The 23,917-nt window shown below is 67.2% G+C and carries 25 protein-coding genes; 9 read left to right on the forward strand and 16 right to left on the reverse strand.

From position 1 onward, the window contains the following. Positions 1–32 precede the first annotated feature (32 nt). The 3 genes from ACXN5S_RS18090 to olsA all read left to right on the forward strand — a co-directional run bounded on the left by ACXN5S_RS18090 (position 33) and on the right by olsA (position 2,040). On the forward strand, positions 33–215 hold the full coding sequence (locus ACXN5S_RS18090; RefSeq protein WP_458606883.1) for a DUF3553 domain-containing protein: 183 nt from the start codon (positions 33–35) through the stop codon (positions 213–215). 254 nt (positions 216–469) lie between these two features. Further along, positions 470–1,225 carry a l-ornithine N(alpha)-acyltransferase gene (gene olsB, locus ACXN5S_RS18095; protein WP_458606884.1) on the forward strand — a complete coding sequence of 252 codons (756 nt, stop codon included), beginning with the start codon at positions 470–472 and terminating at the stop codon, positions 1,223–1,225. After that, a complete protein-coding gene (gene olsA / locus ACXN5S_RS18100; protein ID WP_458606885.1) occupies positions 1,222–2,040 on the forward strand; it encodes a lyso-ornithine lipid O-acyltransferase in 819 nt (272 codons plus the stop codon). Before olsB ends, olsA begins: the two co-directional genes overlap by 4 nt. Here olsA and ACXN5S_RS18105 read toward each other — a convergent pair. Both ACXN5S_RS18105 and ACXN5S_RS18110 read right to left on the reverse strand, forming a co-directional pair. Continuing rightward, complete coding sequence (locus tag ACXN5S_RS18105; protein ID WP_458606886.1) at positions 2,037–2,660, reverse strand: thiamine phosphate synthase; 624 nt, start codon at positions 2,658–2,660, stop codon at positions 2,037–2,039. The two genes, olsA and ACXN5S_RS18105, sit on opposite strands and share 4 nt — an antisense overlap. 129 nt (positions 2,661–2,789) lie before the next feature. Further along, complete coding sequence (locus ACXN5S_RS18110) at positions 2,790–3,119, reverse strand: TfoX/Sxy family protein (RefSeq protein ID WP_458606887.1); 330 nt, start codon at positions 3,117–3,119, stop codon at positions 2,790–2,792. Positions 3,120–3,171: 52 nt separating this feature from the next. Between ACXN5S_RS18110 and ACXN5S_RS18115 the strand changes: the two genes are divergently transcribed. The 3 genes from ACXN5S_RS18115 to ACXN5S_RS18125 are packed head-to-tail and all read left to right on the forward strand — an operon-like array spanning position 3,172 to position 6,570. Beyond that, on the forward strand, positions 3,172–3,954 hold the full coding sequence (locus ACXN5S_RS18115) for an RNA methyltransferase (protein ID WP_458606888.1): 783 nt from the start codon (positions 3,172–3,174) through the stop codon (positions 3,952–3,954). Next, the gene (gene ctaA, locus ACXN5S_RS18120; RefSeq protein ID WP_458606889.1) at positions 3,954–5,093 is read left to right on the forward strand and encodes a heme A synthase; all 1,140 of its coding nucleotides are present in this window, start codon (positions 3,954–3,956) and stop codon (positions 5,091–5,093) included. Before ACXN5S_RS18115 ends, ctaA begins: the two co-directional genes overlap by 1 nt. Positions 5,094–5,097: 4 nt before the next feature. Next, a complete protein-coding gene (locus ACXN5S_RS18125; protein ID WP_458606890.1) occupies positions 5,098–6,570 on the forward strand; it encodes a carboxypeptidase M32 in 1,473 nt (490 codons plus the stop codon). Between the two features lie 80 nt (positions 6,571–6,650). Here ACXN5S_RS18125 and ACXN5S_RS18130 read toward each other — a convergent pair whose 3' ends face one another. Next, a complete protein-coding gene (locus ACXN5S_RS18130; RefSeq protein WP_458606891.1) occupies positions 6,651–6,863 on the reverse strand; it encodes a DUF1127 domain-containing protein in 213 nt (70 codons plus the stop codon). Between the two features lie 91 nt (positions 6,864–6,954). Between ACXN5S_RS18130 and ACXN5S_RS18135 the strand changes: the two genes are divergently transcribed. The 3 genes from ACXN5S_RS18135 (at position 6,955) to rpsI (ending at position 9,456) form a co-directional block, all read left to right on the forward strand. After that, positions 6,955–8,349 (forward strand): aminotransferase-like domain-containing protein, encoded by a 1,395-nt coding sequence (locus tag ACXN5S_RS18135; RefSeq protein ID WP_458606892.1) that lies wholly within the window; start codon positions 6,955–6,957, stop codon positions 8,347–8,349. Positions 8,350–8,503: 154 nt separating this feature from the next. Next, a complete protein-coding gene (gene rplM / locus ACXN5S_RS18140; protein WP_458606893.1) occupies positions 8,504–8,965 on the forward strand; it encodes a 50S ribosomal protein L13 in 462 nt (153 codons plus the stop codon). Then, on the forward strand, positions 8,965–9,456 hold the full coding sequence (gene rpsI, locus ACXN5S_RS18145; protein WP_458606894.1) for a 30S ribosomal protein S9: 492 nt from the start codon (positions 8,965–8,967) through the stop codon (positions 9,454–9,456). Before rplM ends, rpsI begins: the two co-directional genes overlap by 1 nt. Before the next feature lie 145 nt (positions 9,457–9,601). On the opposite strand, the gene ACXN5S_RS18150 is transcribed toward rpsI, so the two are convergent. From ACXN5S_RS18150 to guaA, 13 genes are all read right to left on the reverse strand, one after another. Then, positions 9,602–10,891, reverse strand: coding sequence for a hypothetical protein (locus ACXN5S_RS18150; protein WP_458606895.1), 1,290 nt, complete (start codon positions 10,889–10,891; stop codon positions 9,602–9,604). A gap of 465 nt (positions 10,892–11,356) precedes the next feature. After that, positions 11,357–12,463: an ABC transporter ATP-binding protein gene (locus tag ACXN5S_RS18155; protein ID WP_458606896.1), complete on the reverse strand. Its 1,107-nt coding sequence runs from the start codon at positions 12,461–12,463 to the stop codon at positions 11,357–11,359. Then, on the reverse strand, positions 12,460–13,260 hold the full coding sequence (locus tag ACXN5S_RS18160; protein ID WP_458606897.1) for an ABC transporter permease: 801 nt from the start codon (positions 13,258–13,260) through the stop codon (positions 12,460–12,462). The genes ACXN5S_RS18155 and ACXN5S_RS18160 overlap by 4 nt, the downstream gene beginning before the upstream one ends. Before the next feature lie 3 nt (positions 13,261–13,263). Next, positions 13,264–14,130, reverse strand: coding sequence for an ABC transporter permease (locus ACXN5S_RS18165; protein WP_458606898.1), 867 nt, complete (start codon positions 14,128–14,130; stop codon positions 13,264–13,266). 268 nt (positions 14,131–14,398) lie between these two features. Continuing rightward, positions 14,399–15,016, reverse strand: coding sequence for a TetR/AcrR family transcriptional regulator (locus ACXN5S_RS18170; RefSeq protein ID WP_458606899.1), 618 nt, complete (start codon positions 15,014–15,016; stop codon positions 14,399–14,401). Between the two features lie 24 nt (positions 15,017–15,040). Beyond that, positions 15,041–15,913, reverse strand: a complete 873-nt coding sequence (gene ppk2 / locus ACXN5S_RS18175) for a polyphosphate kinase 2 (RefSeq protein ID WP_458606900.1) — start codon at positions 15,911–15,913, stop codon at positions 15,041–15,043. 61 nt (positions 15,914–15,974) lie between these two features. Next, a complete protein-coding gene (locus ACXN5S_RS18180) occupies positions 15,975–16,910 on the reverse strand; it encodes an alpha/beta fold hydrolase (RefSeq protein WP_458606901.1) in 936 nt (311 codons plus the stop codon). A 20-nt stretch (positions 16,911–16,930) separates the two neighbouring features. Beyond that, a complete protein-coding gene (metA, locus tag ACXN5S_RS18185; protein ID WP_458606902.1) occupies positions 16,931–17,854 on the reverse strand; it encodes a homoserine O-acetyltransferase MetA in 924 nt (307 codons plus the stop codon). Positions 17,855–17,883: 29 nt separating this feature from the next. After that, positions 17,884–18,753: an ATPase gene (locus tag ACXN5S_RS18190; protein ID WP_458606903.1), complete on the reverse strand. Its 870-nt coding sequence runs from the start codon at positions 18,751–18,753 to the stop codon at positions 17,884–17,886. 9 nt (positions 18,754–18,762) lie between these two features. Further along, positions 18,763–19,677 (reverse strand): DMT family transporter, encoded by a 915-nt coding sequence (locus ACXN5S_RS18195; protein ID WP_458606904.1) that lies wholly within the window; start codon positions 19,675–19,677, stop codon positions 18,763–18,765. A gap of 94 nt (positions 19,678–19,771) precedes the next feature. Further along, entirely contained in the window at positions 19,772–20,821 is a 1,050-nt protein-coding gene (locus tag ACXN5S_RS18200) for an OmpP1/FadL family transporter (RefSeq protein ID WP_458606905.1), read from the reverse strand. A 93-nt stretch (positions 20,822–20,914) separates the two neighbouring features. Next, the gene (locus ACXN5S_RS18205; protein WP_458606906.1) at positions 20,915–21,838 is read right to left on the reverse strand and encodes a DMT family transporter; all 924 of its coding nucleotides are present in this window, start codon (positions 21,836–21,838) and stop codon (positions 20,915–20,917) included. A gap of 484 nt (positions 21,839–22,322) precedes the next feature. After that, the gene (gene guaA / locus ACXN5S_RS18210; protein WP_458606907.1) at positions 22,323–23,891 is read right to left on the reverse strand and encodes a glutamine-hydrolyzing GMP synthase; all 1,569 of its coding nucleotides are present in this window, start codon (positions 23,889–23,891) and stop codon (positions 22,323–22,325) included. Positions 23,892–23,917: the final 26 nt, after the last annotated feature.

Here is a 23,917-nt window from a genome sequence, read left to right on the forward strand (position 1 = left end):
CCCAGGGGGCCAGGGGGCTGAAAGGAGACCGCATGATCGGCGTGAACGACATCCTGACGCCCGGCATGATCGTCGCCCATCCGGACAGGCCGGATTGGGGCGAGGGGCAGGTGCAGTCGAACATCGGCGGCCGGATCACGGTGAACTTCCGCGAAGCCGGCAAGCAGGTGATTGATGGCGACAGGGTAGGGCTGACGCTGGTTTCCGCTGGCTGAGCGCACCGGCGCCATGGGCCGGTCGGGGCCGCCCGAGGGTGTTGCCATCTGTCTCATCCTCCTGCCGCGCGGCTGATGCCGCAGCATGGCGCCGGCAGCCTTTAAATATGGTTAACGACCGCTTTCGCACCGGTCCAGCCGCCCAGGGCCGCGCCGGCGCCACCGCGGCCCGTCTTCCCCTGCGGCGCCGTGCCGACTAGAAGGCCGCTGCGCCAGCCAACAGCCGCCCCATAGACGCCCGGAGACGCCCGCCGATGACCTCGCCCGAAAGCCTGCAGCTTCGCCTCGCGACGAGCGCCAGCGATCTGCGGGCAGCGGCGCGGCTGCGCTATGCGGTTTTCGTGGAAGAGCTGGGCGGCGACGGGCCGCTGGTCGACCATGTCGCCGGCGAAGAACGCGACGCCTTCGATGCGCATTGCGACCACATGATCGTTGTCGATCCGGCCCGGCCCGAGGGCGAGCATGTCATCGGCCTTTACCGCCTGCTGGGCGAAGAGGCAGCCGAGCGGGCCGGCGGTTTCTATACCGACAGCGAATTCGCCCTCGCGCCGCTCCTGCGCAGCGGCCGGCGCCTGCTGGAGCTTGGGCGCTCGTGCCTGCATCCCGACTACCGCGGCGGCGCCGCCATGTTCCGCCTCTGGCAGGGCCTTGGCGCCTATGTCGCCGAGCGCGAGATCGAGCTGCTTTTCGGCACGGCCTCGTTTCACGGCACCGACCCCGATGCCATCGCCGGGCCATTGTCGCTGCTGCATCAAAGCTATCTGGCGCCAGAGGAGATCCGCGTGCGCTCCCGCGCCTTTGTCGAGATGGACCGGCAGATGGAGGTCGATCGCCGCGCCGAGATGATCTCCATGCCGGCGCTGATCAAGGGCTATCTGCGCCTCGGCGGCCATGTCGGCGAGGGCGCGTTCATCGACCATGCCTTCAAGACCATCGACATCTGCCTGCTGCTGCAGACCGACAGGCTGACCGGCCGTGCGCTGAGCCTTTACGGGCGCGAGCGGCGATGACCTGGGTGCCGGACCTTCCGCCGGAGCCGCCGCGTCTCGCCTGGCACGGCTGGCTCATCGCAATTCCCCGCCTCGCGGTGCTGGCGGTGCTGCTGCTGGGCGGGCTGGGCCTGTACCTGCTGATCCACCTGATCGAGCGGCTGGCTGCCGGGGGCCGCCGCCCCTGGAGCTCGCGGCTGCAGCAGTGCGTCTGCATCGCGGCGCTTGCCATCATGGGGCTGCGGCTGCGACGGCATGGAACACCCATGCACCGGGGCGGGGCGTTGGTGGCCAACCATGCCTCCTGGCTCGACATCTTCGTGCTGGTGGCGGGGCAGCGGCTGACCTTCGTCGCCAAGTCCGAGGTGGCAGACTGGGCGGTGATCGGCTGGCTGGCGCGGGCGACTGGCACGCTCTTCATCCGCCGGGGCGAGCGGCGCGAGGCCGGCGCGCAGGTCGGCCAGATCGCCGAGCGCGTGGGGCAGGGCGAGCTGCTGCTGTTCTTCCCCGAGGGCACCTCCACCGACGGGCGGCGCATCCTGCCCTTCAAGCCCACGCTCTTCGCCGCCTTCCTGGCGCCGGGCATGGCGCCGGGGCTCGCCATCCAGTCCATCGCCATCCGCTATACGGCGCCGCCGGGGGCAGAGCCGCGCTTTTACGGCTGGTTCGGCAGCCTGGGCTTTGCGCCGCATTTCCTCGCCGTGCTAGGCCGCTGGCGGCAGGGGCGCGTCGATGTGCATTACGCCACGCCGCTGCCCGCCGCGGGCCAGCCGAGCCGCAAGGCCCTGGCCGCCGCGGCCGAGGCGGCGGTGCGCGAGATGTTCGGGGAAGGTTAGCCGCGCGCGGCGGCGAGGCGGGCGAGGGCGGCGGCGGCATCGTCCTCGCGCCAGATCTCCTCGCCGATGGCGAAGAAATCGGCCATGGGCGTCAGCTGACGGATCAGCTCTTCCGTCAGGGCGCCTTCGGCGACCACGGGCACCTCGACGACCTGGCTCCACCAGTCGAAGACATCCAGGTCCACCGGTTCGCCGCGCCCAAGCGACGTTGCGCCGACCGGCCCGAAGGAGACGTAATCCGCCCCCAGCTCGCCGGCATTCAGCCCTTCGTGCCGCGAGCCCGAGCAATATGCACCGACGATGCCGTCCTCGCCGAATTCCTTGCGCCAGAGACGCACCTGGCGGGCGCCGTCCATCAGGTGAACGCCGTCGAGCCCATGCGCCTTGGCGATCAACCCATGCGTTTCCAGCACGATGGGGATGTCGCGGGCATGGGCGGCTTCGCGCAGCCCGTCTGCGGCGCGGCCGATCCGGTCTTCATCGCCGCCACCGAGCGCGATGCGCAGGCAGGCCACCTCTACCGCGTCGAGGCAGGCCTCGAGCCGGGGCAGAAAGGCGGAGAGCTCAAAATCGGCGGGGGTGACGAGGTAGATCTGCGGCGTGTCGTCGTCTTCAGCCATCGGAGCATTCCTTGATTGCGCGCGGCGTTCTAGCGGGCTTTGGCGGGCATGGCGAGGGGGGAGGCGAATGGCGGGCTGAAGCCCGGCCTACAGTCCGGCGGCGCGGTAGGGCTTCAGCCCGCCACGCCGCTATTCTTTCGCCGGCAGCTCGCGCACCGTCGCCAGCGACATCGCCAGAAGCTGCTCCAGCACCTCCTCGTCGGCAATCGCCTCACCCTCGGCGAGCACGAAGCCACCCATGGTGCGGGCGCCCATCTGCATTGGCACGACGCCAGGAAGCGCCAGCGCCTCGTCCATGCCCGCCTTGCCGGGGCGGAGGAGGGCGCCGTCGCCGGTGGCGCAGGCCACCATGTGCCCGTCCACCATGAAGGCCAGCCCGCCGAACATGCGTTGCTCGCGCGGATAATGATCTGCCAGCCGTTCGCGCAGCAGCTCGGCCACGCCCTTGTCATATGCCATTGGCCAAGCCCCCGCTTGTGCGCCCCATGGCTCAAGCGTATCACGCCGGCGCATGACCGAAGAAGCCCCCATCGCCGCCGATCCGGCGCCCTTCACGCCGCCCGCCATCGTGCTCGTGCGCCCGCAGATGGGCGAGAACATCGGCGCCGCGGCGCGCGGCATGCTGAACTTCGGGCTCGATCACATGCGCCTCGTCGCCCCGCGCGACGGCTGGCCGAACCCGGCGGCGGGCGCCATGGCCTCCGGCGCGGGCCGCGTGCTCGACCATGCGGGGGTCTTTGCCACCACTGCCGAGGCTCTGGCCGATTGCACCAGAGTCTATGCCACAACGGCGCGGCCGCGGGGCCTGACCAAGCGGGTCGTTACACCCGAACAGGCCATGCGCGAATGCCATGCCGCCGCGCTCAAGGGCGAGCGGACGGCTGTGATCTTCGGGCCAGAGCGGGCGGGGCTGGAGAATGACGATATCGCCCGGGCCGAGGCCATCGTCTCGATCCCGGTCAATCCCGATTTCGCCTCGCTCAACCTCGCCCAGGCCGTCAACCTGCTCTCCTACGAGTGGCGCCGCGCCAGCGATGCGCCGCCGGCGGAGCGGCTGGAGTTGGCAGGGGCCGAGCCGGCGCCTGTGATCGAGCTGGAGAGGCTCGCCGATCACTGGGAGGAGCGGCTCGAGGCCGCCCGATATTTCTTTCCGCCCGAGAAGGCGCCCGGCATGAAGATCGTGCTGCGCAATTATCTCAGCCGGGCGGGCATGACGCGCAGTGATGTGCAGATGCTCCACGGCGTGATGCGCGCCATGGTGCGCTGGGCAGAACGGGGAAGGGAGCGGGGCTGATGGCCGAGAAACGTCGCACGATCTTCGAAGAGGTGGGCACCACCCAAAAGGCCGCCGCCGCCCCCGGCGGCATCGACAGGGGCCGGCGCGACAGCCGCGGCACCATTCGCATCTGGCTGGTCATGCTATTCATCCTCGTCGCCGCCATGGTGCTGATCGGCGGGCTGACCCGGCTGACGGAGAGTGGCCTCTCGATCACCGAATGGAACCCCGTCTCCGGCGCCGTGCCGCCGACGAGCGAGACCGCCTGGGCGGAGGAATTCGCCAAGTACCAGGCCAGCCCGCAATACGAGATCCTGAACCGCGGCATGGAGCTGAGCGAGTTCAAGAGCATCTATTGGTGGGAATGGGGCCATCGCCAGCTCGGCCGCTTCGTCGGCCTGGTCTGGATCGTCGGTTTCCTGTTCTTCCTGCTGACCAAGCGCATCCCGACCGGCTGGACGGGGCGGCTCTTCACGATCGGCGTGCTCATCGGCATCCAGGGCGCCATCGGCTGGTGGATGGTGGCCTCGGGGCTGGAGGCGGGGATGTATTCCGTCGCCTCCTACCGGCTCGCCACCCATTTGGGGCTGGCGTTCGGCATCCTCGGGGCGATCTACTGGTTCTGGCTGCGGCTGAGGCGGCGCGAATCCGATCTGCTGCAGGCCCGCCGCGCCGGGGAGCGCTCGCTCTTCGGCATGGCCACCGGGCTGATGCATCTGACCTTTGTGCAGATCCTCATCGGCGCGCTGGTCGCCGGCATCGACGCGGGCCGGGCGTTCCCCCATTGGCCGACGATGGATGGCACGAGCTTCCTGCCCCCCGATCCCTTCGCGATCGAGCCCATCTGGCGCAACTTCTTCGAAGATGCCGGGTTGGTGCAGTTCATCCACCGCATCGTCGCCTATCTGGTGCTGGCCTTCGCCATCGGCATCTTCTTCCGCGCCCGCAAGAGTCCGCACCGCCACACGCGCGGCGCTGTCTATGCCGCGCTGGCGATGATCCTCGTGCAGGTGGTGCTGGGCATCGTCACCGCGCTCTATTCGGCGCCGCTCTACATGGCCTCGCTGCACCAGATCGGCGCCGTCGCCGCCTTCTGCCTGATCCTGCGGGCGCGCTTCTATGCGCGCTATCCGCTTGTCACATCCATCCGGGGGTAAGCCCATGAGCGCCTATGATGATCTGATGACCTTCCAGCGCGAGACAGAGGCGCTCTCCCAGGTCGCCGGCCGGCTCGGCTGGGACATGGAGACCTTCATGCCCCCCGGCGCCATCCAGCAGCGGGCCGAGGAGCATGCGGCGATGGCCAGCCTGCTGCACGCCCGCCGCACGGCGCCCCAGATCGGCGAGTGGCTGGCGGCGGCGGAGCCTGCGAACGATGTCGAGCGCGCCAACCTGCGCCTGATCCGTCGCGACTACGAGCGCACCATGAAGGTGCCCTCACGCCTCGCCGCCGACCTCGCCCGGGCCACCTCGCGCGCCCACAAGATCTGGGCGAAGGCGCGGGAGGCCGAGGATGTCGCCGCCTTTCTGCCGGCGCTGTCCGAGGTGCTGGAGCTGCGCCGCGAAGAGGCCGCCTGCCTCGCCGGCAACGAGACCTCGCTCTACGACGCGCTGCTGGAAGATTACGAGCCGGGCGCCAAATCCGCCGAGATCGCCGCGATGTTCGACGCGCTCCGCCCCGGGCTCGTCAGCCTGCGCGAGGCTATCCGCGGGCAGGAGCGTGCGCCCCATGTCTCCGGCATCTTCGAGGAGGGGGCGCAGATGGCCCTTTCCACCAAGCTGGCGGAGGCCTTCGGCTACGATTTCGAGCGGGGGCGCATCGACAAGGCTGTCCACCCCTTCTCCTCCGGCTCGGGGCTGGATGTGCGCATCACCACGCGCACCAACCCGACCGATCCGTTCAACTGCTTCTATTCGACCATCCACGAGGTCGGCCACGCCACCTACGAGCAGAATATCGACGATGCCTATCTGCTGACCCCGCTGGGGCAGGGCGTCTCGATGGGCGTGCACGAAAGCCAGAGCCGCATCTACGAGAACCAGCTCGGCCGCAGCCGTGCCTTCACCGGCTGGCTCTACGGGCAGATGCGCGACAGCTTCGGCGATTTCGGGATCGAGAGCGAGGATGCCTTCTACGCCGCGGTCAACGCCGTGCACGACGGCTTCATCCGCACCGAGGCCGATGAGGTGCAGTACAATCTGCACGTCATGCTGCGCTTCGACATCGAGCGGGCGCTGATTGGGGGCGATCTGCACGTCGCCGATCTGGAGGGGGCGTGGAACGAGCGCTTCCTCAAGGATTTCGGCTTCAGCGTCGACAAGCCCTCGAACGGCCTGCTGCAGGATGTGCATTGGTCCGAAGGGCTCTTCGGCTACTTCCCCACCTATTCGCTGGGCAATGTCTATGCCGGCTGCCTGAACGAAGCGATGCGGAATGACCTGCCCGATCTGGATGAAGACCTGGCGCAGGGCGACACTTCGCGCGCCACGGGCTGGCTGCGCGAGAAGGTGCAGCAGCATGGCGGGCTTTATGAGGCGAAGGATCTGATCGCCCGCGCCATCGGCGGCGCGCCGAGCGAGGAGCCGCTGCTGAGCTATCTCGAGGAGAAATTCGGCGGCATCTACGGGCTGTAGGTGCCCGCGCGAGCATACGGTTGATAAAACAAAAAAGGGGGCCGGCGAACCGGCCCCCAGGCTCAGGAAGCGCCGGGGATTCAGGGCTTCCAGAAGGGAAGCAATGCCTCGTCCTCGGCCTGGGCGCGGGACAGGCCGATATCGCGCAGCATGTCGTCGTCGAGACGGGCCAGGCTGCGGCGGGAGGAATAGCGATGGCTCCAGCGAGCGAGCGCATGCACCCAGCCCTTACGCCCGGTCTCGCCGAGGCCGGTGTGAATCCGGGGCGCGGAAGAGGCGTTGAGCGAAGGCATGGTCTGGCTCCTTTTGTACCGATACAATATTGCGTTTGGCTCGATACATTGGTACATTGATCCGATCCGAAGTGTCCATGGATAAATTGTGATGGTTACAAATTGGCTCCCTGATCTTTCGGCGGCGCCCGGCGGCGCCAAGCATCAGGCCATCGGCCTGTCGGTCCGCGAGGCGATTGCACAGGGCACGCTCCCGCCCGGCGCGCGGCTGCCGGCGGTGCGGGATGTCGCCTGGCGGATCGGGGTGACGCCGGGCACCGTGGCGCGGGCCTACAAGGACCTCGTCGATCAGGGTGTGCTGGAGGCTGGCGTCGGCCGCGGCACCTTCGTCGCCGGCGGCCGGGCGGAGCCGAAGGAAGATGTGCCCTACATGATGGCGCAGGTGCCGCCCGACGTGTTCAACCTGCGCTCCGCCCAGGTGGCGCATGTGGGGCAGGGCGCCGTGCTGCACAGGCTGATGCGCGAGCTGCCGGCGCCCGAAGAGGATGCTTACCGCTTCTATCCTCAGGACGGGATGGATCGCGAGCTGCGCGCCGCCATGGCCCGCCGCACCGGCGGCCCGGATCATGGCGAGATCGACGCCGACGATCTGGTGCTGACGCTCGGCGCCCAGCACGCGCTGGTCACCGGCTTCATGGCGCTGCTGCACGGGCCGCGCCCCGTGGTGCTGACAGAGGAGCTCGCCTATCCCGGCATCCGCCATGCGGCGGCTCTGCTGCGGGCCGAGGTGCGCGGCATCGGCTTTGATGAAGAGGGCCCGCTGCCCGAGGCGCTTGACAGGGCGGCGGCAGAGACCGGGGCGCAGGTCTTCGTCAGCTCCGCCAATGCGCACAATCCCACCACCAATTGTACCAGCCTTGCCCGGCGCCGCGAGATCGCCGGCATAGCGCGGGCCCGCGGCCTGCAGATCATCGAGGACGATTGCTTCGGCTATGCCGAGATCGGCCTGCCGGGCTACCGGCTGCTCGTGCCCGAGCGGACATGGGTCGTCTCGTCGCTGTCGAAATCCATCTCGCCCGATCTGCGGCTCGGCGCGCTCATCGGCCCGCCCGGTGCGGCGGGGGCCGCGCGCGTGGCGGCCCATCAGCAGTTCTTCGGCCTGCCGCGCCCGCTTCGGGACCTGATGACCCACGCCATGCAAAGCGGCGCCGCCGGTGAGATCGAGGCCGAGGTGAAGGCGGCGAACCAGCGGCGGGTCGAGATGACGCGCGCCGCGCTTGGCCGCTTCGAGCTGGTCACGCGCGATTACGTGCCCTTCGCCTGGCTGCCGATGCCGCGCGGCTGGCGGGCTTCGTCCTTCCTGCGGGCGGCAGAGGCTCAGGCTGTTCAGCTCAAGGCGGCGGACGAATTCGCCCTGATCGACGGGCGCGCGCCCAATGCGGTGCGGCTGGCGCTGACGGCGGTGGGGGCGGATGCCGATTTCGCCGAGGCGCTGCGCCGGGTGAGCCGGCTGCTGGAAAGCCCGCCGAGTTCGATGGAGGCGTGAGGTATCTGAATACCTATATTTCAAGTCATTGAAAACGCGTATTTTTTAGAGGCGCGCGCCACTTGACGCGATGTCGGCTATCTCTATAACCCGCCCATCCGAAAGTTTCCGGGCTTGGAACTGGCTTCCTTGCCCCCGATGCGAAGGCACTGACATGAAAACCTATTCCGCAACTCCGGCGGAGATCGACAAGAAGTGGATCGTGATCGACGCTGAAGGCGTCGTTCTCGGCCGCCTCGCCTCGATCATCGCCATGCGCCTGCGCGGCAAGCACAAGGCCACCTTCACCCCGCATATGGACATGGGCGACAACGTGATCGTCGTGAATGCGGACAAGGTGCAGCTGACCGGCCGCAAGCGCGACAAGCCCAACTACTGGCACACCGGCTATCCGGGCGGCATCAAATCCCGCACCACCGGCCAGATCCTTGAAGGCGAGCACCCCGAGCGCGTCGTCATGCAGGCCGTGAAGCGCATGCTGCCGGGCGGCAAGCTGAGCCGTCAGCAGATGACCCATCTGCGCGTCTTCGCCGGCCCCGAGCACAACATGGAGGCTCAAAAGCCCGAAGTGCTCGATGTCAAAGCCATGAACAGCAAAAACACGAGGAGCGTGTAATGGCCGATCAAGTCAACTCGCTCGAAGAGCTGGGCGACGTCGCCACCGGCACTGTCGATACCGCTGCCGAGACGATGACCCCCCGCGAGCCGCAGCGCGATTCGCTCGGCCGCTCCTACGCCACCGGCAAGCGCAAAGACGCCGTTGCCCGCGTGTGGATCAAGCCGGGCTCCGGCAAGGTCACCGTGAACGGCAAGGAAATGGCCGTCTACTTCGCCCGCCCTGTGCTGCAGATGATCCTGCGCCAGCCCTTCCAGGTTGCCGGCGTTTCGGGTGAATTCGATGTGTACGCCACCGTCGCCGGCGGCGGCCTCTCGGGCCAGGCCGGTGCGGTGAAGCACGGCATCTCCAAAGCGCTGCAGCTCTACGATCCGTCGCTGCGCGGTGCGCTGAAGGCCGCCGGCTTCCTCACCCGCGACAGCCGCGTGGTCGAGCGCAAGAAGTACGGCAAGGCGAAGGCCCGCCGGAGCTTCCAGTTCTCCAAGCGCTAAGCTTCGACGCAGAATTGCAGGAGGGCGGCCCGTCGTGGCCGCCCTTTTTGCGTTTGGGGGGCCTTGGGCCGTCGACAGCGGTTGCGGCTGTTTCCCCGCCCGGACTCAAGCCGCAGGCGCTCGCCCGGCTTGCCGCCCGCCTGAGTCAGACGAGCCGCTGAAGCCCCTGCAGCGCTGAGATGGCCGAGCGCAGCTCGAAATACTCGGTGCTGAGCGTGTTCAGCCCGTTTGTGAAAGCCGTGAGCTCGGGGCTGACCGGGATGGCGTAGTCGGCATCCCCCGCGATGCGGTCGATCAGGTCGCCGCCGTCGGGCAGGCGGGCGTTGGTCGTGGCGCAGCTGCTGGCCGTCGTCCGGTAGAGCAGTGCGAACGGCCCGAAGGACTCGCCGCTGGCGGTGGTGATCGGCGGGGTGACCACGCGGGTGTCGGCCAGCATCTCGCCGGCGCCCTGCATCCGCCCCGAAGAGATGAGCCGCCGGCGGATGACAATTCCATCGTAGCCCGACGCGACGCCATAGCCGAAGGTGAGGTAGCGATGCGGCGCCTCGGGGTTCGCCACGGCATCGGGCCCGCGGAGGATCGCGGCGAGATCGGCCATGTCCTGCACGCGGGGCGCGAAGGCGTTACCGTAGAAACGGATACATCCCGCCAGGATGAAGGGCGCGCCTTCGCTGGAGAGCACGCTGGTGGCGCCGGGGCGCATCGGCAGAAGGCCGGGCTGACCGAGCACCTGGCGGGCGGCGGCCATGCCGATCTCGTAGCCATGCTGGGCAACGAGGGCATTGCGGAAGTCGGCCAGCGTCGCCGCCTCGGGCAGCGGGCTGCCGGGTGCGAGCAGGTAGTCGCGGGCGAGCGTCTCGCCTGCGCGGTCGAAATCCTCAACCCAATCGGCATAGGTGCGGCTGCCGGACCAGCTGCGCACCAGCGCCTGCACCGCTGCCGGGCCGCGCAGGGTGGCGCCCTCTGCCTGCATCTGCAGGGCAGAGGAGGTGGCGGCGGCGAGGCTTACGAGCGCCAGCGTATCGGCAGCGGGCTGGTAGGCCGAGATTTCGCCGGTGACGGAGGTGAGCGTGCCATCGAGGTTTGCGATCACGTCCGCCGGGCAATCGGGCCGGCAGAGATCGAGCTGGAAGCTAACCCCGATGAGCTGGCGCTGATAGGCGCGGATATCGGAGGCATCGAGCTGGGCGCGCATGGTCTGCGAGATCGTCTGGCCCGGTGCGAGCTCCAGATACTCCGTCAGCCGCTGATCGAGTGAGGTGATCGCGGCCGAAAGCTCCTCCTGCCGCCGCGTGCTGTCGTCGCCGTAGACCAGCGTGTCGAGCGTATCGATGGCGTCGAGCGTGAACTTTAGCGCGCCGAGCGCGGTGGTCTGGGCGCTGGCGGCGAGGGGGGCGAGGGCGATGGCGGCGGTGAGGAGGAGGGTGCGGATCATGAGCTTGGCCTTCAGGCGCCCGGGGGCGGGGTGGCTCAAGGCAAAGCCGATGGGGCGGCGCGGGTCAAGCGGCGGGCGCCGTGGTGAGGGCGGGGGGCTGGGATCCGGGCTGTCGCTTTGTGCGCCCGGTGGGGCGGAGCCAGAGACCGGGGTACGCCTTTGGAACGCTGGTCGCATGTGCCCTGGCCGCTGGCGACTCCCTCGCACGCCTGCCCGTGGGGTGGCGCTCCACCTTTCCCGCGAACGTGATTTATGTCTGCCACGTCCCTCCTGGACGCGGGCTAAGCGCGGCCTTCACCAAAGCGCCTGATCGTGGGGACGGGCAGGCGCTCGCGCGGCGGCCTGAAGGCCTTGATTCCGCGCGAGGGATGGAGCGGGGGTGTCTCGCATTGGTTGAGAGCAGGTTTGACCCTACAGCGTCTTGTTTGAGCTGGATGGCGGAATGATCTGTGCTCCGAACCCGCCTCACTCCGCCGGCAGCACCACCAACGCCTTCTCGTCCCACACCACGCGTGTCGCCGTGCCGACGTCCAGCACCGGGCGCCCGATGAGGTTCTTCATCGAGATGCGCAGCGGCTCGGGCACGCCCTCGATGCGCACGTCGTAATAGGTCATGTCGCCATAATAGACGACCTCGTCGACCATCGCCTGTGCCACGCGGCCGCGCTCGGGCTCGTTGTCGAATAGGATCGACAGCGTCTCCGGCCGGATGCCAATGCGCGCGGCGCCAGTAAAGCCGCCGGCGGTGAGCTGCTCCGCCGCCACTTCGGCGCGTCCCAGCCCGGGCATGTCCACCTCGTAGCCGCCGGGGGTCTCGCCCGTCACCTCGCCGGGCAGGAAGTTCATCATGCCGATGAAGGCCGCGACGCGTGCCGAGTTGGGCCGGCGGTAGAGCGACTCCGGGTCGCCGAGCTGGCCGATCTCGCCCTCAAACATCACCGCGATGCGGTCGGACATGACCAGCGCCTCTTCCTGATCATGCGTGACCAGGATGAAGGTGATCCCCACCTCGCGCTGCAGCTTCATCAGCTCGACCTGCATCTGCTCGCGCATCTTCTTGTCGAGCGCCGAGAGCGGCTCGTCGAGCAGCAGCACCTTGGGTTTCAGGATCAGCGCCCGGGCCAGCGCCACGCGCTGCCGCTGCCCGCCGGAGAGCGCGTGGCTCGGCCGGGCGCCGTAGCCGCCGAGGCCCACCATCTCCAGCGCCTCACCCACGGCCTTGGCCTTCTCTTCCTTGCTGCGCTTGTCGCGGCGCAGGCCAAACCCCACGTTCTCGGCCACGCTCAGATGCGGGAAGATGGCGTAGCTCTGGAAGACCATGTTGGTGGGCCGGTGGTTGGCCGCCACGCCCTTCATGTCTTTGCCGTCGATATACATCGCGCCGTCGTTGAAGCCCTCGAAGCCGGCGATGGTGCGCAGAAGTGTGGTCTTGCCGCAGCCGGAGGGCCCCAGCAGCGAGAAGAACTCGCCAGAGCGGATCTTCAGGTCGATGCCGCGCAGGGCGTGATAATCGCCATACCATTTGTGCAGGGCGCGCAGCTCGATCAGGGCCCGGGTGTCTTGGACGGTCAAATGAAGCCTCCGGGATCGTCGATACCGGCACGGCGTAGGCCGCGGCGGCGGAAGAATTCGGCCATCGACAGCAGAACGATGGACAGCGTGATGAGGATGGTGCCGAGCGCCATCACCACCGGCAGCTTGGCGGGGAAGCGCAGCAGGCCCCAGATGTAGACCGGCATGGTCGGGTTCGCGCCGGTGAGGAAGAAGGCGATGATGAACTCGTCGAGGCTGATGGTGAAGGCGATCAGCATCGAGGAGATAATGCCGGGCATCACCAAGGGCAGGATCACCAGCCGGAAGGCGCTCCACCGGTTTTCGCCCAGATCCATCGCCGCCTCTTCCATCGCCGGGTCGAGGCTGGCGAAAGCGCCGTTGAGAATGGCGACCGAGAAGGGTGTACACATCAGCGTATGCGCGGCGATCACCGTCCAGTTGCTGAGGTCCATGTCGAGCACCTGGCGCAGCATGACCAGCAGCGAGACGGCGACGATGATCTCAGGCAGCACCAGTGGCAGCATGATGAAGCCGATGATGCCGCCCTTGCCGGGGAAGTTCGCCATCGAGCCGGCACGGGCGGTGAGCATGCCGAGCAGGGTGGAGAACACCGCCGTCAGCACCGCTATGAACAGCGAGTTGCGGACGGAATCGTGCAGGGCCGTCGTCGTCCACAGCTCTCCGAACCATTGGGTGGTGAAGCCCTGCAGCGGGAAGGCGATGATCGTGCCGTCGTTGAAGGCGAAGATCGGCAGCAGCACGATCGGCGCGTAGAGGAAGATCAGGTAGAGGATGGCGTAGGTGCGCAGCGCCATGGATCAGACCCTCAGCCAGCGGCGGTTGAGGAAGATCAGCAGCAGCGAAATCGCGGTGACGCAGAGCATGGCGATGATCGCCAGCGCTGCGCCGAGCGGGGCGTTGTTGAGCTGCAGAAACTGCGTCTGGATCATGTTGGCGATGAGCTTGCCGCCGGAGCCGCCCATGAGCTCGGGCGTCACGTAATCGCCGATGGTGGGGATGAAGACGATGAGGATCGCCGCCATCAGCCCGGGCATCGAGAGCGGCAGCGTCACCCGCAGGAAAGTGGTGACGCGGTTCTCGCCGAGGTCTTGCGCTGCTTCAAGCAGAGAGCGGTCGATCTTCTCCAGCACCACGAAGATAGGCAGGATGGCGAAGGGCGCGAAGGCATGGGCCAGCGTGATGATGACGGAATTGACCGAGTAGAGGATGAAGGTCAGCGGCTCGTCGATCAGCCCGATCTCCATCAGCCCCGAGTTGATGACGCCGTTGTAGCCAAGGATCACCTTCCACAGGAACACGCGCACCAGATAGCTCGTCCAGAACGGGATGGTGATAAGGAACAGCCAGAGCGACTTCTTGTTGTTCGGCACCTTGAACGAGATGAAATAGGCGATCGGATAGGCCAGCAGCACCGTGATGAAGGTGACGATGGCCGAGACCTTCAGCGACCGGCCCAGCAGCACTTGGTAGACCTTGCCGTCGAGAAACTCGCGGTAATTGTCGAGCGTGAAGTCGGGGACGACGTCGTAGCCATCCTTGCGCCAGAACGAGAACAGGATGATGGCGCCGAGCGGCACGGCCAGCAGGAGCAGGGCATAGAGGAAGGGCGGAGTGACAAGCGCGGCGCTGCGCCCGCGCTCGGTGGAAAGAAATCCCCCCGCCATCTGCCCCTCGCTGCCCCCTTTGGTGCCTTCTTGATGTCGAAGCTTTGCGAAGCGGCGACAAAGATCAATGGGGAATGTGGCGGAAACTGCTTGGCGGACGGGCAGGTGATGGAAAAGGTGGCATCTTCAAGGGGGCTTGCCGGTGGCCCACGCACGGAAATCGCGCGATTTCCGTTACGATTTTCGCGCGAAAATCGTGGGGCGCGACCGCCGGCACGGTGCGGAAACCATATGGTTTCCGCCCGCGATTTCCATATGGAAATCGCCGTTACTTGTCGGGCGGGATCAGCCCCAGGCCGCGCAGGTACACGCCGATGCCGCTCTCCAGCAGATCCTCGGGCGGGAAGGGCGACTTGGTGCCGGGCGAGCCGCGCGCGAAGAGCTCCACCACGCCGTGGCTCAGCGCCCAGATATGGGCCGAGAACATCTGCGGCGGCGGGCGTCGACTTTCGGGGATGTGTTCCGACAGCGCCACCGCGGCCTCCTGCATCACGCCGAGCGCCCGCTCGGAGGCCGCAGCGAGATCGGGGTTGCGCTGGATCGACACGCCGCTTTCGAACATGGCGACGTAATGGCCCGGATACTTCCGCGCGAAGGCCAGATAGGCTCGGCCGACCTTCTCGAAGGCGGCCAGAGCCGTCGGCTTGCCGCCGTTATAGGCATAGTCCAGCAGGTCGCCGAAGATCTCATAGCCCTGGCGGGCCGCCTCGGCGATCAGGTCTTCGCGGCCCTCGAAATGGCGGTAGACGGCGGCGGGCGTCACGCCTGCCTCGCGCGCGGCTTCCGACAGGGTGAAGCCGGTCGGGCCCTTCTCCTCGATCAGCTTCAGCGCCGCTTCGACGAGAGCCTCGCGGAGGTTGCCGTGATGGTAGCCGCGCTTGGCCATCAGCGCCCGTCTTCCCCGCCCATGTCAGCCACGCGTCCACAGCTCGGGGCCGCCGGCGATGGATTCGTCCACCGGGCCGATCTCGCCCATGTCCTTGCCGTCGTAATCCACGCCGTGCAGCACGGTGCGGATCAGATTGATGCGGGCGCGGCGCTTGTCATCGGCACGCACGATCGTCCAGGGCGCCTGGGTGGTGTGGGTGACGAAGAGCGTCTCTTCGATAGCTTCTGAATAGGCATCCCAGCGTTTGAGGCCCTCGACGTCGATCCAAGAGAGCTTCCATTGCTTCAGGGGCTCTTGCTCGCGGTCGAGAAAGCGGTCGAGCTGTGTCGACCGGCCGATGTTGAGCCAGAACTTGTAAAGCTGGATGCCTTCGTCCACGAGCAGCTGCTCGAAGGGGCCGACCTGGTTGAACCATTTGGCGCGCTCTTCATCGGTGCAGAAGTCGAACACCTTCTCCACCACGCCGCGGTTGTACCACGAGCGGTCGAACAGCACGATTTCGCCCGCCGCCGGCAGATGCGCGATGTAGCGCTGGAAGTACCATTGCGTGGCTTCCGTTTCTGTCGGTTTCGGCAGGGCGACGGTGCGGGCGCCGCGCGGGTTGAGGTTCTCGCTGAAGGCCTTGATCGAGCCGCCCTTGCCGGCGGCGTCGCGCCCTTCGAAGATGATGGCGATGCGGTCGCCCCGCTCCTTGACCGAGGCCTGCAGGCGAACGAGCTGGCGTTGCAGGCGGGCCATCTTCTTCTTGTACTTCTTCTTGGACAGCCGCTCGTCATAGGGCCAGTCGGGATTGGTGACATCGCCCTTGCCGGCATCCGCGATGATGTCGCGCACCTCCTGCGGGGCGTCATTCTCGAGATACTCGCTGATCGCGCCGACGAAGGGCTGGGCCATGTCCAAGCTTTCCAAACATTTGCCCCTTATGGGGCCAGGGGAATATGGGCGGGCGGGGCGCCTAGATCAATCCGGCGCGGGAAGCGGCGCGCCGGATGGCGGCAACCGTGGCCTCCGGGTCGGCATGGTGCGGCATGTGGCCGACGCCCTCCAGCACGGTGACGTTCGAATGCGGCAGCAGCGCGTCCATCCCGCGGGCGTGGATATCGAGATCGACGGTCCGGTCGGCGGTGCCGTGGATGATCTCCACCGGCATTTGCAGCGCGCCGTAGCCTTGCGACTGCTCCGCCAGATCCTCGCGCAGCGCCAGCACCTGCCGGCCATTGGTGGCTAGAGAGGCGCGGCGCAGCGTCAGGGGGGCGCCGACCTCGCCCAAGTATCCGGGCGGCGGTGATTGCGGGGCGAAGATGCCGGCCAGCGCTTTCTCGACCTGCGACTTGGGGGCGAAGGCGCTCATCAAGGGCGCCGTCGTCCAGCGCGCCCACCAGCTGCCGGTGACGTGGTAGAATGCCTCGTAGGGCCCTTCCCAGGGCATGACGGCGCCCGAGAGCGTGACGACCGCCGCCGCCCGCTCCGGCGCGATCTCGGCCCATGCCATGGCGACAGCGCCGCCATAGCTGTGGCCAACGACGACGGCGGGGCCGAGGCCCATCTGCGCGACCGCCGCTTCGAGCTGGCGGGCCTGCTCGGTGGGGCCCGCGGTGCCGGGCAGGGCTTCGGAATAGCCAAGGCCGGGCCGGTCGAAGGCGACGACGTGGAAGTCGGGCGCGAGACGGCCCATCAGATCGAAGGAGAAATCGCGCAGGTTGCCGCCGGCGCCGTGGATCAGGATCACCACTGGCCCGGCGCCGGCCTCGGCCACATGCACGGCGCGGCCATTTACTTGCAGGACCTGCCCGAGCGGCGGGAAGGCGGCCTCGGCCCGGATGCGCTGCTGGCGGACGGCGAAGGTCACCGCCAGTGCCAGGGCCAGAAGGACGATCAGACTGATAGCCATGCCTTTGCGCCCCTTTCGCGTCACGCGCCGATTTCGGCCAGATCGAAGGGCGTCGTCTGATAGATCTCGTTGATCCAATTGCCGTAGAGCAGATGCGCGTGGCTGCGCCAGCGGTTGATCGGCTGGCGGGTCGGATCGTCGTTCGGGTAATAGTTGCGCGGCACCTCGATGGCGGCGCCGGCGGCGACGTCGCGGTCGTATTCTTCCTTGAGCGTCGTGCTGTCGTATTCGAGGTGGTTGATGATGTAGAGCGCCCGGTGGTCGGGGTCGTGCACCAGACAGGGGCCCGTCTCGTCAGAGGTCATCAGCGTGGTGAGGTTTTCCGCCTTGTCGATGTCGTCCTGGCGCATCTCTGTCCAGCGGCTGACGGGCATGGTGCAATCGTCGGAGAAGCCGCGCAGGAAGGGCGAGGTCGGCTGCAGGTTGCGATGCCGGAAGCAGCCGAAGGCCTTTTCGGGCAGGACGACCTTGGGCACCCGGTGGAAGTGCCAGGCCATCGCCATGCCGCCCCAGCAGACGCCGAAGGTCGAATGCACGTGGGTCTGCGTCCAGTCCATCACGCGGCGCAGCTCGTCCCAATAGGTCACCTCCTCGAAAGGCAGATGCTCGATGGGGGCGCCAGTGATGATGAAGCCGTCGAACTTTTCGCCCGAGGCCTCGACCTCGGCGAAGGGGCGGTAGAATTCCTCCATATGGCCCGCGGCGGTGTTCTTGGCCTCGTGACTCGTCATGCGGATCAGGCTGAGCTCGATCTGCAGGGGCGTGGCGCCGATCAGCCGAGCGAATTGCGTCTCGGTCTGGATCTTCTTCGGCATGAGGTTGAGCAGGCCGAAGCGCAGGGGGCGGATGTCCTGCCGGGCGGCACGAAGATCGCCCATGACCATGACACCCTCGGTCTCGAGGACGGCATAGGCAGGCAGGTTCTCGTGCAGCTTGATGGGCATGTCGCCACTCCTTCGCGAAGGGCGCCTATCTATGCCCCTGCGGCCCGGCGCTCAAGTGCGGCGGCGATCACTTGGATAAAGCCCTCTTCATCCGCGACGCCGGCCGCCTCTTCGGCCGTGATCGTCACGCCCCGTTTCGCCATGGCCGCATAGCGCGGCTGCCGGTGGGCGAGGGCGCGGGCATAGGCGAAGCGGATGAAGCTGTCGGGGTCGACGGCATCCTCGGCCTTGCCGGTCTCGGCGAGATAGGCGGCCCAAGTCTCGGCCAGGAACTCCGGCTGGTAGGCCATGGGCTTGGGGGTTGCGTCGAAGCGGCGGATCAGCTCGGCCTCATGCGCGCTGCTGCCCTCGATCCAGACGAGCAGGCATTGGCTCGACAGCTCCTGCAGGAGCGGGTCGTCTGGGTTCTCCGGCTCGACCCATTCGCAGATCGAGCCGCCGCTGTCGCAGACGAAATTGGGGTAGCCGTAGAGCTCTTCCGAGCGGCGGGCGAAATGGCCGGTGTCGCGCAGGGCGGCGATCTCGGCGGCGCGGAAGCGGGCCTGCCGCTTCTGGTACTCCGCGATCGGCAGGCCGCCTTTGGCCGGGTCACCCGGCTTGCCGAGCCAGGAGGAGACGGCGGCGAGGTTGCCGAAGGTAAGGTTGGCGGTGACGTGGATGCTGTCGGTCAGCAGCAGCTCACGCAGGAACGGCACCTTCATCGCCTCGCGCTTGGCGTTGTCGGCGATGGCCTCGTCAAGGTAGCGGCTGCCGATGCGGTAATCGACCGAGTAGTGAAACCAGCGGCCAGTAGCGCGCAGGCGCTGACTGATATGCGTCTTGCCAAGGCCGGACATGCCGAAGAGCAGCACGCGCTTCTCATCGGCCGCGCGCCAGGCGTTTGCGTCGGGATACAGCATGGCGGCTGGTTAACCCGCGCGGCGCCACCGCGCCAGACGGATTTTGCTGTTGAGCGTGATGAGCGCCAGCGCGATCAGCCCGAAGCCGGCCAGGGCGCGGGGCGGCAGCGTCTCACCGAAGACGATGGCGCCGAGGGCCACGCCGACCGGGGCGACGAGCAGCGTGGCGAGCATCGTGTAGCCGGTGCCCGCGGTCGCCATGAGGCGGTAGTACAGGATGAAGGCCAGCGCCGTGGCGAAGAGCGCCAGATAGAGCAGCGCCAGCCCGCCCTTCAGCGAGGGCGCGCCGGGCGGGCCCGCCATCCATAAGGCCAGCGGCACGGCCAGCAGGGCGGAGCCGCTGAGCATCCCGGCGGCGGAGGTGAGCGGCGGCAGGCCGGAGAGCATCTTGCGCGCCCAGATGCCGGCGATGGCATAGCTGAGCGTCGCGCCGATCACCGCGAGCTGCGCCAGCGCGGTGAGGTCCAGCTCGCTCAGCACCGTCGGCCCGATGACCAGCACCACGCCGGCAAAGCCGAGCGCGAGGCCAAACGCCTTCGGCGCCGTCATCCGCTCATCGGCAAAGACGATGGCCGCCAGCGCCATGCCCCAGAGCGCCGTGGTGGCGTTGAGGATGGCGGCAAGGCCGGAGGGCACATGGCCCTGGCCCCAGGCGATCAGCGTGAACGGCAGCACGTTGTTGAGCGCGCCCATCACCAGCAGCGCGCCCCAGATGCGCCAGCCCTTCGGCACCGGCTGGCGGGTGATCCACACCGCGGCCCAGAGCACCGGCACCGCCAGCGTCACCCGCGTCGCGGTGATCCAGGCGGGAGCCGCGATCTGCAGGGCGAAGCGGTTGGCCACGAAGGTCGCGCCCCAGATGAAGGCGAGCGCCAGCAGCAGCGTCCAGGCGAGGGGCGAGAGTGTTTTCTGAGTCTGGGACATGCGCGCATCTGGCTCATGGGCCGGGGCGGGGGCAATCCGCTTTCTGCGCTTTGAGGATGGCTCCCCGCCCGGCGCCCGGGCGGGGAGCAGAGGCTTAGAAGCGGAAGCCGAGCGAGATGCCGTAGCCGAAGGCGTGGTTCTCGGTGAATTCGGCGCCGGTGAGTTCCGCCGTCGCATCGCCGAGCTTGGTGTAGTTCACGCCCGCGGTGATCTCGGCATTGCCCATCGTGTAGGTGCCGCCCACGGAGAGGCCGATGCGCCCGTCGGTCGGCGACAGGTTCGAGGCCAGCTCGCCATCGTCTGCCTCGTAGCTGACGGTGGCCGAGGCGGCGAAGTTCGGCGTGAAGCGCCGGCCGATGCCGAGGCGGTAGGTGAAGACATCGTGGTTGTAGTCGATCAGGTCGGTGCCCGTCTGGCCCACGTTGATGTCGGTCGCCGTCCATTCGGCCCAGCGCACGCCGGCGAGCAGCAGCGTGTCTTCCATGATGCCGGTCTGGAAATCGATGTTCACCGATTGCGGCCATTCGTAGTTCGTGTCGCCCAGCGGCAGCGTGCCGCCAAGAGCGCTCGTCTCATGGCTCATCTCGATGGCCGAGGAATAGGTGAGCGCAGCGCGCAGCGCGATGTCGGGGATCTCATAGGCCATGCCGACGACGTAGCCGGTGCCGGAATCGCTGGCGAATTCCGTCGTTACGCCGCCCGAGGTGAGCGTGCCGTCGGCCTGGATCATCCGGGCGCCGCCATGGACGGAGATGTTTTCGTTGAAGCGGTAGCGGGCGAGGGCGGTCAGGCCCACGGATTCGATCCGCCCGACGGAATCGACGGGATAGCCCGGGTCGGCATTCGAATAGTCGATGCTGGCGCCGAAGGGCGTGTCGATGCTGACGCCGAAAGACAGGTTCGGGGTCAGATCGGTTTTGATCGAGAAGCTGTACTGCGCATAATCGGGGTTCATGTTGCCCGAGCTCAGCACGCCGCCGATCTGTCCGCTGACATCGGGCATGACCATGCCATAGCTCAGCTCGGCGTAGCCGCCGGGTTCGAAAATGAAATCAACGCTCTGTCCAGAACGGTCGAGACCGCCGGCCTGAACGGCACCGGCACAGAGGGCGAGAGCGGCGCTGCCGCAGAGTAGGGTCTTCATGGGTCTCCTCCCAGAAACGCATCACCAGGTTGTGAATCCATAAGCGCGGCGGTTTGACGCGGGTCAAGACGAGACCCCGCGTAACAAAATCGGCTAGTTGACGGCGTTGCTTTGGCGCCGCGGGGCCTGGCCACGCGTGATGTTGAGATAATTGCCGCCGAAGATCAGCGCCGCGCCGAGGAAGACATAGATGTCGAGGGGCTCGCCGTAGAAGATCGCGCCCACGATGGCGATCAGCGGCAGGCGGGCAAAGTCGATCGGCATGACAATTGGCGCGGGCGCCAGCGACAGAGCTGTCGTCAGGCAGAAATGGGCGACCACGCCGCCGCAGCCGACGACGATGAGCCAGCCGAGATTGTGCATCGAGGGCAGGGCGATCTCACCATCGTAGCCGGCGCAGACCAGCCCGAAGAAGGCCTGCATCGTCACCAGCCAGAAGAGGATCGACGTGATCTTCTCGTGCCGCGTCAGGCGCCGTGTGGCGATGGCTGTCAGCGCAAAGCCCACGGCTGCCAGCGCCGCCGCGATCAGCCCCGGCGAGATCGCCTCGGGCGTGGGGCGGGTGACGACGAGGATGCCGATGAAGCCCAGCAGCGCCGCGAAAACGCCGATGCGGGTGATGCGCTCGCCCAGCAGCAGCGGCGAGAGCAGGATCACCCAGATCGGCGAGGTGAACTCCAGCGCGAAGACCTGCGCCAGCGGGATCAGCGGGATGGCGAAGAACCACAGGTTCTGCCCGGTAAAATGCGCCAGGTTGCGCAAGGCATGCAGCGGCAGCCGGCTGGTGCGCACGTCGCGCAGATGCCCCGTCGCCGCGCCGACGCTGACGACGAGCACGATGCCCACCAGCGAGCGGTAGAACATGATTTCGAACGTATCGAAGGCGCCGGCCAGGCTGCGCGCCGCAATGGCCATGGTGGAAAAGGCCACCACAGCGCCGATCATCCAGAGCGCCGCTGTCCCGACGCTGCCCGGCTGATCCTGCGATGTCTGATCCTGAGATGCCTGTGTGCTCATGCCGCGGCGACGCTAGGGCGCCGCCACGGCAAAGGAAAGCCTCGTCAGGCGAGGGCGAAGGCGGCGACCAGGCAGATCGCCGAAACACTGATTGCCCATGTGCCGGGCCAGGCCCAGGCCGGCTTGTCTGCGCCGCAATAACCGCAGTGCCTTCCGCCCAAGCGCATTCGATGGCCGCATTCGCGGCACTTCACCAATCTCGTCGCCATTTTATAGTCCCCAAATGGGGAGCGTTGCTGAGGCTTCCCGGGCCCCTGCGCCCCGTTTCCAAATGAAACAAGCCGGACAATTTAATGAACAATCGCGGCAATCCCCGCAGACGGCTCAGTAATAACTTTTGTCCTCGAAAGTAATATCACGGAGAATAGAATTTTAGTGAATTTTCAACGCAGTCTGGCCCGAAAAACGGATGCTGCCAGTCTGTGCTACACGCCGCGAGGGGCAGCGCATAAAAATTCCGCTGAGCGAAAACGCGAGGCCGCGCTCACTCCCATTCGATGGTGCCCGGCGGCTTCGACGTGATGTCGTAAGTGACACGGTTGATGCCCCGAACTTCGTTGATGATGCGGGTCGCCGTCTCGCCCAGAAACTCGTGGGTGAACGGGTAGTAATCGGCCGTCATGCCATCCACCGAGGTGACCGCGCGCAGGGCGCAGGCGAAATCGTAGGTCCGCCCGTCGCCCATCACGCCCACCGTGCGCACCGGCAGGATCGCCACGAAGGCCTGCCAGATCTCATCGTAAAGCCCGTGCTTGCGGATCTGGTCGATATAGACGGCATCCGCCTTGCGCAGGATGTCTAGCTTCTCGCGCGTGATCTCGCCGGGGCAGCGGATGGCGAGGCCCGGGCCGGGGAAGGGGTGGCGGCCGATGAAATGCGGCGGCAGGCCAAGCTCGCGGCCAAGCTCGCGCACCTCGTCCTTGAAGAGCTCGCGGAGCGGCTCCACCAGCTTCAGGCCCATCTTCTCGGGCAGGCCGCCGACATTGTGGTGACTCTTGATCGTCACCGAAGGCCCGCCGGAGAAGCTGACGCTCTCGATCACGTCGGGATAGAGCGTGCCTTGCGCGAGGAACTCCGCGCCCTCGATCTCGCCGGCATAGCGCTGGAAGACGTCGATGAAGAGCTTGCCGATGGTCTTGCGCTTCACCTCGGGGTCGGAGACGCCCTCGAGCGCACCGAGGAAGAGATCCTGCTCCTGCGCGTGGATCACCCGCAGGTTCATGTGGTCGCGGAACATGGCCACGACCTCTTCGGCCTCGTTCAGGCGCAAGAGCCCGTGGTCGACGAAGACGCAGGTGAGGTTCTCGCCGATGGCCTCGTGCAGCAGCACGGCGGCGACGGAGCTGTCGACACCGCCCGAGAGCGCGCAGATCACCTTGCGGTCGCCCACCTGCTCCTGGATCTTCTTCACCGCCTCGGCGCGGTAGGCCTCCATCGTCCAGTCGCCCTTGAAGCCGGCGAGCTCGACGAAGGCCTTGTAGAGCGTCCGCCCGTTGGGCGTGTGGTGCACCTCGGGGTGGAACTGCACGGCGTAGAAATGGCGGGCCGCATCGGCGATCACCGCGTAAGGCGCGCCGGGGGAGGTGGCATAGACCTCGAAGCCGGGGGCGATCTTCGCGACGTGGTCGCCATGGCTCATCCAAACCTGCTCGCGCCCGGTGTCGAACCAGCCGTTCAGCAGATCGAGCGGTTGGGAGGGCGTCACGTAGGCGCGGCCGAACTCCGCCGTGCCGTCGCCGCGTTCGACCTTGCCGCCCAGCATCTCCATCATCACCTGCTGGCCGTAACAGATGCCAAGGATCGGCACGCCGAGCTCGAAGACCTCCGCGGGCGGACGGGGCGAGCCCTCGTCGATCACCGAGGCGGGGCCACCGGAGAGGATCACCGCCTTCGGGGCGAATTCGGCGAGGAACTCCGCCGTCACCATGTTGAAGGGGTGGATCTCGCAATAGACGTTCAGCTCGCGCAGGCGCCGCGCGATGAGCTGCGTCACCTGAGAGCCGAAATCGATGATGAGCAGGCGGTCGTGCGCCTTGGCAATGGGGCTGGTCATGGCCCACCGATTAGGGGCGCGGACGA

Source organism: Pseudoroseicyclus sp. H15 (assembly GCF_054353345.1).